A 12323-nucleotide genomic window follows, 5' to 3' on the forward strand; every position below is an offset into this window, starting at 1 on the left:
TATGTTATTTCTATTCTTCTTCGTCGTTAGAACGAGCTTTGGCCAACGTCTCTTTCTTAGAATCAAGTCTTACGTCTTCCTGAGCTTCCTTCATGTCTTTTTGATCCTGTGGATCTGTAGAAGGAACTTCAGTTTCTAATTTTGGAGCCTTAGGTTTTGGTGCTCTTTTTGGTTTAGCTTCTGAATCTGAATCAGATTCTTTAGAATCTTTTCCAGATGATTTTCTTTCAGATAAACCTTCAACGATAGAATCAGCAACATAAGAAATCACTTTACTGATTGATTTAGAAGCATCATCATTTGCAGGGATCACATAATCCACATCTCTTGGATCTGAATTGGTGTCAACCATTGCGAAAATTGGAATGTTTAATTTCTGAGCTTCTTTAACCGCGATGTGTTCACGAGTAATATCTACTACAAATAGAGCTCCCGGTAGTCGGCTCATGTCTGCAATAGAGCCTAAGTTCTTTTCTAACTTAGCTCTTAAACGATCTACTTGTAAGCGTTCTTTTTTAGAAAGAGTGTTGAAAGTACCGTCTTTCTTCATTCTATCAATAGAAGCCATTTTCTTTACAGCTTTACGAATAGTAACGAAGTTAGTCAACATACCACCAGGCCACCTTTCGGTGATGTAAGGCATGTTAGCTCTTTCGGCTTGTTCAGCAACAATTTCTTTTGCTTGTTTTTTGGTAGCTACGAAGAGTATTTTTCTACCACTGGCAGCAATTTTGCTAAGAGCCTCACCGGCTTCCTGCATTTTAGCTGCACTTTTATATAAGTTGATGATGTGAATCCCGTTGCGCTCCATGTATATGTAGGGAGCCATGTTTGGATTCCATCGTCTTGTGAGGTGACCAAAATGTACACCTGCATCAAGTAATTCTTTTACTTCTACTTTGTTTGCCATTTTTTGTAATAGTTTACGTTCTGTTGAGATAGCAATAGACAAGTGGCTATTTTAAATTAAAAATACGGCCTTCCCTATTTAGATGCTAAACTAACTTCATTTTCGCATGGAATACACCGGAACTAACCAGATCTCCATTGGCTCGAAAATGAATAACAACAAAAATTTAATTTTTAAATGAACTTTCTGGTGTAATGAACACCAAATAAAATTAACGTTTAGAGAACTGGAATTTCTTACGGGCTTTCTTCTGACCGAATTTCTTCCTTTCCACCATTCGTGGGTCTCTTGTTAACAAACCTTCCGGTTTAAGAGTAGTTCTGTTTTCAGCATCCAACTCTACCATTGCTCTGGATAATGCAAGACGTATAGCTTCTGCCTGTCCTGTAATTCCACCACCGTATACGTTTACTTTGATGTCAAAGCTCTCGTTGTTTCCGGTAAGGTTAAGCGGTTGTCTTACTTTATATTGTAAGGTACCTGTAGAGAAGTAATCCTGTACATCCTTTTTGTTCACAGTGATGTTTCCTGTTCCTGTAGAAACATACACACGTGCAACTGCCGTTTTTCTACGGCCAATTTTGTGAATAACTTCCATTACTTAAGATCGTTTAAGTTAATAGTTTTTGGTTTTTGCGCATCAAGATCATGTTCAGATCCTGCGAAAACCCTTAAATTACGGAATAAGTCTGCTCCTAATTTGTTCTTTGGAAGCATTCCTTTAACTGCTTTTTCCACTAGTCTCTCAGGACCTTTAGTGAATAATTCCGATGCAGTTAGACTTCTTTGACCCCCAGGATAGCCGGTGTGGCGAATGTACTCTTTAGAGTCCCATTTCTTTCCTGTTAAGTTGATCTTTTCGGCATTGATAACAATTACGTTATCTCCACAATCAACGTGTGGGGTGAAATTAGCCTTGTACTTTCCTCTTATAAGTTTTGCAACTATTGAAGAAAGGCGGCCTAAGGCCTGTCCTTCAGCATCAACGACAACCCACTCTTTGTTGACAGTGGCTTTGTTGGCAGATACTGTTTTGTAGCTTAATGTGTCCACACTAATTAAATTTACTTAATAATTAAACATTCCTTTCCCTGCATAAAACAGGGGTGCAAATGTACAATTATAAATTTATATTACAAATGGCCTTTTCATTATTTTATTTGGATTAAAGTTTCTGATTTTCAGGAGACTTTGAATTTGATAAATCTGAAATTTCTATACCTAATTTAAAATGTCTCTTTCTTCTTACATTTATCTATTCCTACAGATTTGATGAACATCCTGAACCCTTTGCTGAAGCACCATGTTTATTGACCTCATGAATTTTATCAATCGATAAACGGCACATTAACAACGATTAACGGTGAAATAAGTGTTAAATAATTATTAAAATAGATTTTCCGATTATACATTTGTGCCCGATTTCAATGATGAAAGAAAAGAGGAAGAAGCTATGAGAAAATTATTACGAAATTTGATTTTAGGTGGTGTGGGAATGAGTATGCTTGCTGCATGTTCGGCCGACAGTGTGAATGATGAGATGAACACATTAAATGCTAGTGCTTCCATAGTAGAAGTGCAGGATCTTTCTATGGGAGATCTTGTTGGAAGATGGACCATGCATTCCATGACATCGGTGGGTACTGATGAAATGGCAGCTGTGCCTGTTGACTTTGATCAGGATGGGGTTTTTACCTATGATTTATTGAAAGAGACAGATTGTTTTGATACTATGTATTTTGAATTCGATAACCAGGGAAAGGTAAATACACATCAGTCAAGACTTTATTTCGGTTCTACCGGAGAATTCACCTGTCAAACTACCGGTGATTATGCTGCGACATATCAAATTTCCGGAAATGACCTTTCGGTTACTTTTACGGTTGATGGGTTTCAGTATACAGAAACCAAGACTATTAACCGTTACAGTGAAAATGGAATTGAATTCCTGATGGTTACCCTTACAAAAGCTGAAACAAATGGTGCTGTTTATGTAGCTAATGATCCGGGCAACACAGTTGCTTCAGAACTTCAGAAGATTGAAATAGTTTACAAGAAAGCCTAATAAAAATTTTGCCCCCCAATATACTGCCCCCTACCAGTAGAATCCTCCGGAATAAACTTTCGGAGGATTTTTGTTTTTAGAGAATCCTGAGTTGCAAATTAACCTGTAAATGAAGCATCAGGATTTGTTATTCATAGGGTCTACGTATAGGTCCTGGACAAGAATGATGATGATAAGAATTAATGGCGTTGCAAAAATTACTCCCCAAATTCCTGTCATTGCTCCTACAAAAATCTGAGAGAGGATAATTAATGCCGGTGGGATCTTGATTAATTTTTTCTGTGCCTGTGGATTAATTAAACTGCTTTCTATGGTTTGAATGACGATGTATAAAATTGCAACGATAAGAGCTGTGGTGGGGCTAATTGCCAGGGCAATCAATACAGCCGGGATCATGGCTGCCAATGGCCCAAAATTTGGCACGAAATTTAATATTCCTGCCAGGATCGCGAGGGTGAGCCACATGGGCATATCGAGAATTATCAATCCTATGGCAGTGAGTATAAATACTGCAAGCATAGCAATGAACTTTCCTGCCAGCCATTTTGTTAAACCTGTTGACAGGTGATCTGTCACCTCTCTAGCCTTTTTTCTTTTAGAAGGTGGGACCAATTGGATGAGACCGTTTTTATAAAGATTTGGAGAAATGGTAAAGAAAATTCCTATAAGAAGGATGATATAAATATCTCCAATCCCGCCAAATGTGGTCATAAAGAAGCGCGATAAAAAAGCGGGTAATCTTTCTGAAGATTCCAGTTCTTCCAGCTGTTCAATTATTTCCCTGCCCACACGGCTTCCGTTTAAAGAACGTTGCGCATCTTCAATGAGAACTGGAAAAGTATCTTCAATTTGTGAAGCCTGTGCAGCAACTGTTGCACCAATAAGCCAGAATATTCCAGCCATTATCAAAAAGGTTCCAAGCACCGAAATTGAAAGCGTAACTTTCGTACTCCAGCCTGTTTTTCTTCTAATTAAAGAACTTAAACCCCGAAAGAAGCAGGCGATCAACGTTCCGGCGAGTACGAGGATTAGGATGTTGAAAGTGGCTTCCAGGATCAGAAGGAGGACAGCTATCAAAGAAAAAATTAAGCCTACAATCCATACTTTTTGTACAAATGTGTATTGAGATCCTGATTCCTGTTGGTTGGGCATTTAAGTTGAGATTTTAATATTTTCTGAAGGTATTAAAGTTTTGTGGGAACCGGTCTTAACAAAATTCTAATTTGTCTCTTCTTTCTTGGTGTAGATTCAAGGAAAAAACCAATAAAAAAGACCTCACAGATTTTAAAACCTGTGAGGTCTGGAAACATAATCCGTATTACTTTATTAATGTGCTTCCAGCCAGTTGTCTCCCGTGCCGAGATCAACATCTAAAGGAACATCCATTTTATAGGCATTTTCCATTTCAGACTTGATGAGAGTTTTCAACTCTTCCAGTTCAGGTTTATACACATCAAAAACCAATTCATCATGGACCTGAAGCAGCATTTTCGTTTTGTAATTCCCTGCTTTCAATTTTCTGTGGATATTGATCATCGCCAGCTTGATAATATCGGCTGCGCTTCCCTGGATGGGAGCGTTCACGGCATTCCTCTCTGCAGCGCCTCTCACCACGGCATTCTGGGAATTGATGTCCTTCAGATATCGTCGTCTTCCTAAAACTGTTTTTACGTATCCGTTTTCTCTCGCAAAATCTATTTGTTCACTGATATAATTCCGAAGCTTTGGATAGGTTTTGTAATAAGTATCAATAAGGTCTTTGGATTCTCCTCTTGATAAATTCGTCTGATTGCTTAATCCAAAAGCAGAAACGCCATAAATAATTCCGAAGTTGACAGTTTTTGCGTTGCTGCGTTGTTCCCTTGTTACTTCGTCAATGGGCACATTGAAAACATTTGCTGCTGTTGAAGCGTGAATGTCCTGACCCTGTTTAAAAGCTTCGATCATCGTGTCTTCCTGACTCAAAGCGGCAATAATCCTCAATTCTATCTGAGAATAATCGGCCGCCATCAGAATATAATTTTCATCTCTGGGAACAAATGCTTTTCGCACCTGTCTTCCCCGCTCGGTCCTTATGGGGATATTCTGCAGGTTTGGATTGTTGGAGCTCAGCCTTCCGGTGGCAGCAACCGTCTGCATATAATCTGTATGTACACGGCCGGTGCTTTTGTCTGCCTGTAGCGGCAGGGCATCGATGTAGGTGTTTTTCAGTTTTACGAGTCCGCGGTAATCCAGCACCTGCTGGACAATTTGATGTTCCTGTGCAAGGGTGGAGAGTACCTCTTCGCTTGTAGTGTATTGTCCTGTTTTTGTTTTCTTTGGCTTATCAACCAGTTTCAGTTTTTCAAAAAGGATAATTCCGAGTTGTTTGGGGGAGCCAATGTTGAACTCTTCCCCGGCAGTTTTATAGATCTCGATTTCCAGTGCCGCAATATCCTTGTTCAGTTCTTCAGAAAGGCTTTTCAGGAAATCCACGTCCAGTCTTATTCCTTCCAGCTCCATGTCTGCAAGAACCTTCAGTAACGGAATTTCGATCTCATTGAATAGTTTTTCGGTATTCGCTTCCTTTAATTCCGGAGAAAAATGTTGTTTTAACTGAAAAATTACATCTGCGTCCTCCACCGCAAATTCGGCCTGTTCCAATACCGGCAGGCTGCGCATGGATTTCTTGTTTTTTCCTTTTCCCAGCACTTCTTCTTCAAAAACCGGAGTATAATTAAGGTAGGTTTCTGCCAGCACATCCAGGCTGTGGCGCATATCGGGATTGATAAGATAATGTGCGATCATGGTATCGAACAACGGACCATTAATCTGAATATCATATTTAGCCAGGTTTTTAATATCGTTCTTTAAATTCTGACTTACCTTCTCAATATTATTTGACTCAAAAAACGGACGGATTTGATCCAGCACCTCTTTTGCTTCTGAAGCTACTTCCGGCACCGGAAGATAAAATCCCTTTCCTTTTTCCCATGAAAATGAAAGTCCGATGAGCTCTGCGGTCAAAGGATTGTTTCCGGAGGAAAGTATTTCAAAACAAACACATTGTTGTTTCATGATATTTTTCAGGAACAACTCAAATGCCATTCCAGATGCCACATTCTGGTAAACATGCGGCATATCTTTTAAGGTTTTTCTGCCCGAAGTAGCTTCAACCCCTTCTGTGGCTTCTCCTCCAAAAAGGGAAAACTGGCCTGCTCCTGCAGTGGGAGTGCCTTGTGCTTCCTGTTTTGGATAAGCTGTAGGTGCAGGGCCTGTAGTTTCTTCTTCTCCCGAAAATAGTTTTAAGAATTGATCTTTTAGCCTCCGGAATTCCAGTTCTTCGAAAATCTCCTGAACCTTGTCCCCGTCGGGCATGGAAAGTTCGTAATCTTCCGCATTAAACATGACGTTGCAATCGGTGATGATAGCAGCCAGTTTTTTTGAAAGGATTCCCAGCTCTGCATTGGCTTCAATTTTTTCTCTCATTTTCCCTTTCAGTTGATCGGTATTGGCAAGTAGAGCTTCCATGCTGCCAAACTGTTTCAGGAATTTTTTGGCGGTTTTTTCACCGACTCCGGGAAGTCCCGGAATGTTGTCTACCGCATCTCCCATCATCCCCAGGTAATCGATCACCTGCTCGGGGCGTTCCACCTCAAATCTTTTCTGTACTTCGGGAATACCCCAAATTTCAATTCCGTTACCCATCCGGGCAGGGCGGTACATGAAGATATTATCAGAAACCAGTTGTGCGAAATCTTTATCGGGAGTTACCATAAAAACCTTGTAACCTTCTTTTTCTGCTTGTTTGGCAAGGGTTCCGATGATATCATCGGCTTCACAGCCCGGTAAAACCACTACCGGAATATGCATGGCTTCAAGGATCTTCTGAATATATGGAATTGCCTGTAGAATAGGCTCGGGTGTTGCATCCCTATGTGCTTTATAGGCTTCAAACATTTCTGTTCTTGCTTCACTTCCTTCTTTGTCGAAACACACCGCCAGATGATCTGGTTTTTCCCTACGAATCACATCAAAAAGTGAATTCGTGAATCCCATGATGGCAGAGGTATCCAAACCTTTGGAATTGATTCTCGGATTTTTTATAAAAGCATAATAGCCGCGGAAAATTAATGCATAAGCATCAAGAAGGAATAAGCGTTTTTGTTCTGCCATGGTGATTTTTTAAGGATCGTAAAATTACAAAACTTATAGTAGATATGAGTTTTGAGGTTTAATGAATGTAAAAGATGTATGCTGTCAATTGAATATTGTTTTGGCTGGAGGGTGCCCATTTTTGATGTGACAAATGGATAACAGCAAAAAAGATTTGCGCTCGATATATTTGCCGCAAATAAACAGGAACTTAAAACAAATTTTTTTGTTTTCTTCCTCTCTGGAAAATCTTCTTTGTTCCAATTAATTTGTATAAGCCAATATGCTCCGATAAAAAGTTTAACTTACATAGAGGTGCCTTAATATGACTGGAGAATTACATCTTGACTCTTGATTATTGTAGAGCAGCGATCCTCATTGACGCACAATAGCGTTTTTAAATAGCAACTTCTGTCTTCTTGTGTCTGTATCCGTAAAAGAGGATATAAGCATAACAAACCATCACGAGGATAAGAGCAACATTGAAGTTATAGGTATCGGTAAGGAATCCATAGGCAGGAGGGATGATGGCACCCCCAACGATCATGGTACACAGCACACCAGATCCCTGCGGTTTATTATTCCCCAGTCCATCCAGCGCCAGACTAAATATAGTCGGGAACATGATGGAGTTGAATAGTCCTACAGCAATGATCGTCCACATCGCTACAAGACCCACGGATAAATTTGAAATAATGATCAACCCGATCGCACAGGCAGCAAAAACGCTTAATACCTTCGCCGGATTCATGATCTTGGTAAGATAGGATCCTATAAACCTTCCAATCATCGCCCCGGTCCAGTAGAAAGTTACAAATACTCCTACCACAGCCATATCTGAAGACACGGAAACGCCCGAAGTAAGAATCCATTCGGCGATGGTGCGCATAAAAGGAGTTTCTCTTACAGTAGTTGCTAGATCAAGGTTCAGGAAATAGTTTACCATATAACTTCCCAGGGCTACTTCAGCTCCTACATAAAAGAAGAGTCCGATGGCTCCGAGAATCAGGTTTTTGTTTTTCAGGACTACCCCGTAATCATTGGAAGCTTTTTTATCTGAAACTGTAGGAAGCTTTACAAACATAAAAACGACCGCTATCAGGATAATGAACAAAGCAATTCCCAGAAACGGAATTTGTACTGCCGAAGCTTCAGAAACGTAATAAGCTCTTTGTTCTGCTTCGGTCATGAAAGCAATTTCATCTGAAGTCATTACTTTATCACTCAGGATAAACAATGCACCCAGAGCGGGAGCGATTGCCGTACCAAGAGAATTAAAAGCCTGAGACAGGTTTAATCGGCTGGAAGCTGTTTTTTCCGGTCCCAGGATGGTGACATATGGGTTGGCCGCTACCTGCAGAATGGTAATACCTCCTGCAAGAATAAAATATCCTAGCATAAATACTCCGAAGATCCTGTAAGAAGCAGCCGGCCAGAACAACAAACAACCTGCGGCCATCGTGAAAAGGCCAAGGATAATTCCTTTTTTGTATCCTATTTTAGAAAGGATATAACCGGCTGGAATGGACAGCAAAAAATAAGCCCCAAAAAATGCAAATTGTACCATCCCGGCCTGAAAATAGGAGAGAGTGAAAATTTCCCGCAGCCTGGGGATTAATGAATCTACTAAAACAGTTAACAATCCCCACAAAAAGAATAGGATGGTTACAAAAATGAATGCGGTACGATAGGATTTTTTCTGGTCCATATAATTACATGTAGTATTTACTGCTGATATTTGTATTCGTGTTGTTTTGATATTTCACATAGGAGAAGCCTTTTTGGATACAATAAGAACCAATTTCTCCTTTTTTATTGATTGCAATAATAGCAGCCTGGAATTCTTTATAATTTGGGTTTTTGTCAATTATTCTTTTAACTGCTGTCTCACAGGCCTCCTGCGGAGAATTTCCCTGTCTCATCAATTCCACGACAAGAAAACTGCTCACATTTTTCATAATAGCTTCTCCCATTCCGGTAGCCACTGCACCACCCACTTCATTGTCCAGGAAAAGTCCGGAGCCAATGATGGGCGAATCTCCCACACGTCCGTTCATTTTATAGGATAATCCTGAGGTTGAACAGGCACCGGCAAGATCGCCGTTTTTGTCAATACACAACATCCCGATCGTGTCGTGGTTTTCAATGTTGATGATTGGCTTATATTCTTTTTTCTTCAGCCATTCATTATAAGCTGCTTCGGAAGAAGGGGTGAGAAGATTTTCTTTTTCAAAACCCTTTTCTCTGGCAAATTGATCGGCACCTTCTCCTGCCAGCATGACGTGCGGAGTTTCTTCCATCACCTTTCTGGCTACAGAAACTGCATGGGTATTGTTTTTTAAATAAACTACAGCTCCTGCATTTCCATCGGGAGCTATAATACAGGCATCCAGCGTAACATTTCCATCCCTATCGGGTGCACCACCTTTTCCAACAGTAGTGTTTTTCAGGTTTGCTTCCTCTACCATCACTCCCTGTTCTACTGCATCGAGAGCAGTGGCCCCGGCAGCCAAAAGTTCACCTGCCCGCTTGCTTGCATTGGGAAAATTCCAGGTAGCAATGGTAATGGGAAAATCTTCTTGCATAAAAAATTTGTTATTTTTCTGGTACCCAAAAAGAGGTGGGAGAACAGTAGCTCCCAACCCGGCAAAGGCCGAGTTTCTTATAAAGATTCTTCTTCTCATGATTTCCTGGCGGCTAATTTAAGAAGGTATAAGCTGCTTACCTACTGTAAAGGTAAAAAAGCAATGAAAGGAATAATATTTGTTACGACTTATTTTTGTGAAAAGTTTACACATACTTAAAATTCAGTCAGGTCCCGAATAGGTTATCTTCGGGCTTTTAAATTTAAAAATACATGCGTTGGATTATTTTTGTCGTCATCTATGTGGTGCTGGATATTTATGCTTATCAGGCATTTAAAACTGTTACCCGGCATACCTGGATTTATTATATATATCTCTTATTATCCCTGGGCGCTCTTGCCTTCTTGCTATATCAGTTTAACGTTGAATCGGGTGACAGGTCCTGGGCAGGTCCCCGTGGTTATGCTGTAGGTATATTTCTGGCATTTTTTGCTCCCAAGCTTATTTTGTTTTTAATGATGTTTGGAGAAGATCTGGTAAGATTGGTTATTGGAGGAATAAGAAAACTTGTCTCTTCCAATTCTTCTGAAGCTGCTATTCCCTCCAGAAGAAAATTCATAAGCCAGATTGCCCTCGGAATTGCAGCCATTCCTTTTGCTTCGCTGTTATACGGAATGGTACAGGGAAGATATAATTTTAAAGTACTTAAATATACCCTCCATTTTGATGACCTGCCCGATGCCTTTGATGGCTACAAAGTCACCCAGATAAGTGATATTCACAGCGGTAGTTTTGACAATCCCGAAAAGATCAAATATGGAATTGATCTTCTTAACGAGCAGGAAAGTGATGTGGTGCTTTTTACGGGAGATCTCGTGAATAATAAAGCTTCAGAAATGGATCACTGGAAAGAAATTTTCGGAAAAATAGAAGCTAAAGACGGAGTTTATTCTGTACTGGGGAATCACGATTATGGGGATTATGTGCAATGGGAATCTTCCGAAGCGAAAAGGGCAAATCTGGCCGACCTTAAAAAAGTACATGGCGAGATGGGCTGGAATCTATTGCTGAATGAACATAGGTTCGTGGAACGTGACGGACAGCGAATTGCACTGGTAGGAGTAGAGAACTGGGGAATTGGCGGGTTCAAACAGGCCGGAGATCTGGACCGTGCTGCAGCGGGGGTGGAAGAAAAAGATTTTAAGATCCTTCTTTCCCATGATCCGTCTTACTGGCAGGAGAAAATCAAATCAGATCCTAAAAAATATCATCTTACTTTAAGTGGGCATACCCACGGAATGCAGTTTGGGATTGAAATTCCAGGCTGGTTCAAATGGAGCCCTGTGCAGTATCGATATGAGAACTGGGCGGGAATCTATGAAGAATTCGGAAGGTACATCAATGTAAACCGCGGATTTGGGTACCTGGCGTATCCGGGGAGAGTGGGGATCTGGCCCGAAATTTCGGTCATAGAGCTGAAGAAAGGTCCTAAGCCTGCATAATTCCGGGAATTCACTATATTTGATTTTAAGCTTGCAGAAGAAATCTTTTTTTTCGTCTGAAAGCTTTTTCTAATAATGAACCTGAATTATGTCAAAATTTGGTGAATTAATCGACTTGCGCATTCCTGTGTTACTGGATTTTTATACCGAATGGAATGAGGCTTCTGTTGCCATGCATCCGGTGTTGAAAGATGTGGCTGCTGCTGTGGGAGACAGGGCGAAAGTGATAAAAATAGATATAGATAAAAATTCTGAACTCGCCGAGGCTTTGCGCGTAAAAGGCCTTCCAACGCTTATGATCTACAAGGAAGGTGAAATGAAATGGAGGCAAAGCGGCGAACAGGACGCCAATACTCTTATTGGCCTTTTGCAGGAATACATCTAAAGTTGAATTTTCCGGAAACTATATCCTTTGCTGCTGTAATATTCAAGAACCCGTGGTAGCACTGCCCGAAGGTTCTTTTCTGCTTTTAAACTATCGTGAAATACGATGATGCTGCCGGGGCTGCTGTGTTTTATCACATTTTGGAAACATTCTTTGGAAGAAATATTTTTATTATAGTCCCTGCTCAAAACATCCCACATTACAATTTTGTAGTTTCTTTCTTGAAGAAGCTGTGCCTGTTCCCCGGTCATTCTTCCGTATGGTGGTCGGAAAAGTTTTAAGTTTATAGGTTTGCTTTCTTCTCTTTTTTCTTTGTTCTCTTGTCTTTTCTCTATTTGTAATTGGCTTCCTGCAATAATAGCTTCTTCAGCTAAATGACTATTTTTTAAATATGCTTCCGAAGAAATTTTCCAGCCGTTGAAGTGGTTGAACGTATGATTTCCGACGCTGTGGCCATCAGAAGTCAGCATTTGAAAGATTTTGGGATGCTTCTTGATGTTGTCGCCTATGCAGAAAAAAGTAGCCTTTGCATTGTATTTTTTAAGCTGTTGCAGCACCCATGGCGTAACCTCCGGGATAGGGCCATCGTCAAAGCTGAGGTAGAGGATTTTTTCTTCCGTAGCCACTTTCCATAATCTATTCGGAAATAAAAATCGGATAAAGGATGGTATTTTTGTCAGCATCTATTGTTGTACTGAAAGGAATAGAAAAAAACAGCTCCGGAATTTCCGGAGCTGTAAGT

At 40.4% G+C, this 12323-nt stretch carries 11 protein-coding genes; 3 read left to right on the forward strand and 8 right to left on the reverse strand.

The features are described from left to right. Positions 1-10: 10 nt before the first annotated feature. From rpsB to rplM, 3 genes are all read right to left on the reverse strand, one after another. Positions 11-910, reverse strand: a complete 900-nt coding sequence (gene rpsB / locus IE056_RS00605) for a 30S ribosomal protein S2 (protein ID WP_189602684.1) — start codon at positions 908-910, stop codon at positions 11-13. A gap of 211 nt (positions 911-1121) precedes the next feature. Then, positions 1122-1508: a 30S ribosomal protein S9 gene (rpsI, locus tag IE056_RS00610; protein WP_189602685.1), complete on the reverse strand. Its 387-nt coding sequence runs from the start codon at positions 1506-1508 to the stop codon at positions 1122-1124. Continuing rightward, a complete protein-coding gene (rplM, locus tag IE056_RS00615; protein ID WP_189602686.1) occupies positions 1508-1963 on the reverse strand; it encodes a 50S ribosomal protein L13 in 456 nt (151 codons plus the stop codon). Before rplM ends, rpsI begins: the two co-directional genes overlap by 1 nt. Before the next feature lie 400 nt (positions 1964-2363). On the opposite strand from rplM, the gene IE056_RS00620 reads away from it, so the two are divergent. Beyond that, on the forward strand, positions 2364-2975 hold the full coding sequence (locus IE056_RS00620; RefSeq protein WP_189602687.1) for a lipocalin-like domain-containing protein: 612 nt from the start codon (positions 2364-2366) through the stop codon (positions 2973-2975). A gap of 117 nt (positions 2976-3092) precedes the next feature. Here the strand turns inward: IE056_RS00620 and IE056_RS00625 are convergent, their stop codons facing one another. The 4 genes from IE056_RS00625 to IE056_RS00640 form a co-directional block, all read right to left on the reverse strand. Beyond that, positions 3093-4127 carry an AI-2E family transporter gene (locus IE056_RS00625; RefSeq protein WP_189602688.1) on the reverse strand — a complete coding sequence of 345 codons (1035 nt, stop codon included), beginning with the start codon at positions 4125-4127 and terminating at the stop codon, positions 3093-3095. Positions 4128-4301: 174 nt separating this feature from the next. Then, positions 4302-7130: a DNA polymerase I gene (gene polA, locus IE056_RS00630; protein ID WP_189602689.1), complete on the reverse strand. Its 2829-nt coding sequence runs from the start codon at positions 7128-7130 to the stop codon at positions 4302-4304. Between the two features lie 376 nt (positions 7131-7506). Next, a complete protein-coding gene (locus IE056_RS00635; RefSeq protein ID WP_189602690.1) occupies positions 7507-8817 on the reverse strand; it encodes a sugar MFS transporter in 1311 nt (436 codons plus the stop codon). A gap of 4 nt (positions 8818-8821) precedes the next feature. After that, positions 8822-9793, reverse strand: a complete 972-nt coding sequence (locus IE056_RS00640; protein WP_189602691.1) for a glycosylasparaginase — start codon at positions 9791-9793, stop codon at positions 8822-8824. A 173-nt stretch (positions 9794-9966) separates the two neighbouring features. Between IE056_RS00640 and IE056_RS00645 the strand changes: the two genes are divergently transcribed. Continuing rightward, complete coding sequence (locus IE056_RS00645) at positions 9967-11196, forward strand: metallophosphoesterase (RefSeq protein WP_189602692.1); 1230 nt, start codon at positions 9967-9969, stop codon at positions 11194-11196. An 88-nt stretch (positions 11197-11284) separates the two neighbouring features. Further along, positions 11285-11581: a thioredoxin family protein gene (locus IE056_RS00650; RefSeq protein ID WP_189602693.1), complete on the forward strand. Its 297-nt coding sequence runs from the start codon at positions 11285-11287 to the stop codon at positions 11579-11581. Here the strand turns inward: IE056_RS00650 and IE056_RS00655 are convergent. Further along, positions 11578-12207 (reverse strand): polysaccharide deacetylase family protein, encoded by a 630-nt coding sequence (locus IE056_RS00655; RefSeq protein ID WP_229793603.1) that lies wholly within the window; start codon positions 12205-12207, stop codon positions 11578-11580. The genes IE056_RS00650 and IE056_RS00655 overlap by 4 nt on opposite strands. Between the last annotated feature and the right edge of the window lie 116 nt (positions 12208-12323).

It is taken from the genome of Salinimicrobium marinum, from assembly GCF_014651535.1.
GTDB lineage: Bacteria > Bacteroidota > Bacteroidia > Flavobacteriales > Flavobacteriaceae > Salinimicrobium > Salinimicrobium marinum.